This is a genomic window from Albidovulum sp. (genome assembly GCF_049646345.1).
Classification (GTDB): Bacteria; Pseudomonadota; Alphaproteobacteria; order Rhodobacterales; family Rhodobacteraceae; genus Albidovulum.
This window is the reverse complement of record NZ_JBARVQ010000819.1, coordinates 1-2117: the sequence shown is the minus strand read 5'-3', so window position 1 is coordinate 2117 and position 2117 is coordinate 1. Positions and strand designations below refer to the sequence as shown.

The 2117-nt window shown below is 60.1% G+C and carries 2 protein-coding genes; both read right to left on the bottom strand.

All coding sequences use genetic code 11. The features are described 5' to 3' along the window. A partial coding sequence (locus tag WBB85_RS21490) for a di-heme-cytochrome C peroxidase (RefSeq protein WP_432640615.1) occupies window positions 1-823 on the bottom strand: 823 nt, incomplete at its 3' end. A 122-nt stretch (window positions 824-945) separates the two neighbouring features. Further along, window positions 946-2117, bottom strand: a 1172-nt coding sequence (locus tag WBB85_RS21485) for a hypothetical protein (protein WP_432640614.1), incomplete at its 5' end; no start/stop codon positions are given.

Sequence of the window (2117 nt, the reverse complement as noted above, 5' to 3'; positions counted from 1 at the left end):
CAAGATTGCGGGCAAGGCCGAGGTTCTCATTGCCGTTATAGGCAAAACCGGGCCATTGCGTCTTGTCCTGACGGGCAGCGTTCCACAGAAACGGATAGCGGGTGGGTGCGTCGGCCACCGCAATATTCTCGGCGATGACATGGCCCGGACCGTCGCCGATATCCAATCCTGTCAGCCGGTTGAAGATCATGGATACCGCATCAAGCCGTGACGGTCCCCAGGCCGGATCGGGCAGCGAGCGTTCGATCAATGTGTGATATCGAAAGCTCCAGTCGGCCAGTTCGATTTTCAGCGCCGCAATCTGTTCCTGCATGGCGCCGCTGCCCAGCACCTTGTTGGCAAAGACCGTCAGCTTGGCCCCATCGGCCAGAACAGCGAGGACGGCATCGTCGAGATCCTTCAGGAAGGCCTGAAAGTCTACGATGGCCGGCCCACCATCGAGCCGGTAGGCGGTGCCGTTTACATCGATCTCGCGGGTATGACAGGCCGCGCAGTTCATGCCGACAGAGGGATTGGTATCGCTACCTGCAGCGACAAAACCGACAGGCAGGTCAGGGTCCGCCCGCCCGGGCAGGGGCAGATAGCCGTAGCGCGCCAGCGCATCGTCCAGAAAACCCGTGCCATCAGGTGCGTCCAACGCCCGCATCCAGGACAAGGGCATGATCCGGGACCCCTGATCCCGCGTATAAAAGTCCTGCCGCAGGTTCGCCGTCCAGTCGCTGCCCTGATTGACATAGACGGTCTGGGCAGATGCCGGAGCGGCTGCAGATAGCAGCCCGGCGACGATCAAGTGGTTCAGGGATTTCAATAATGTCGATGACACGTCAATGCCTCCAGTAAGAGAATTGCATACTGCAATTCAACCTTAAGGCGATTTGCGTGCCGTTGAACAGCGCCAAATTCCCCCACGCAGTAATCAGGGCGTATTGCAGGCCGCCCGGAGAATTACTCTCCGAGCTTGCAGTGCTTGGTGCCGATTCTGTTGCCACAATTTTTGCGACCACCACGAGTGATTTTCACCTTGCCGACCTCACCAGCCTCGTCGGAAACGTCCTGGGCGTCTTCGACCGCATCCGATCGGCCCCCGCCGACAAGCCCTTTCAGCATGGCAAACACGCCACCGCCTTCGTCTTCCGCTGCGGACTCGCCCCCTGACGGCGTCAGAATATCCAGACCGGGGATCGCGGGTTCAGTTGGCGCCTGTCCTGCCCCTTCGGCGATCAGGGCGTTCAGTTCGGTACGCATCTTCTCGATCTCAGCGGCCTGCAACGCATGGTCTTCATCGCTCACCATGCCGCGCTCACGGGTCATTTCCAGCGCCGCTGTCGCGACTTCCAGTTCGGCTGCCCGGTGTTTGATGGACTGTTGAAGGTTCGCGTCCGAGACGCGGCGCTCTGCCTCGGCGCGCTGGTTTTCCATCGCGATGACGGGGGCATCCGATCCGATCCCCGGAAGGGGCGTGTCCAGCATCGCATTCAGCGTGTCATAGTCGATCATGTTGAGCAGCGTCAGGATGTCCCCATCCTCTGCCGCCGCGCGGATCGAGATGCGCAGTCGCGAACCAATCTGGCCGGTGATCACCTTGTATTTGCGTTCCTCCATCGCGGCCATGCCAAAGAGCCCCAGCTCCTCGCGGTAGAAGACGCCTTTGACCAAAGCAAATGGGTCCTTGCCTGACATCGCCTCGATATTATGTTCAACAGCCTTGATCGCCACGCCCTGTATCCCGCCGGGTCTTGCGACGAGATGTTCAAGGCGGATCGCGATCACCGCACTGGATTTCTGGTAGACATAGATCTCTCTTGCATCGCTGGCTTCGGCGACCGCCTTGCCGACGGTCCCCAATGCCTTGATCGTCGGATCGTTCTTGATTTCGTCCGGGATCGACGGATCCTTCTGCAGATCGAAGCGTTCGCCAAAAAAGGCTTTGGCCGCGTCGTCCCAGCCGGCACGGGTCCAGCCTTCGGGGGCATAGGGCAGGTGATCGCGCGGCTCTATCGCGCGCAGACGGTTGCGTTCCTTTTCGGCGGCAAGTGACGCCTGCTGATCCACGAAACGACCCGAAATGGATGCCAGATAGGCAGAGGCACCGAAACCACCGATTGTGCTTTCAGCAC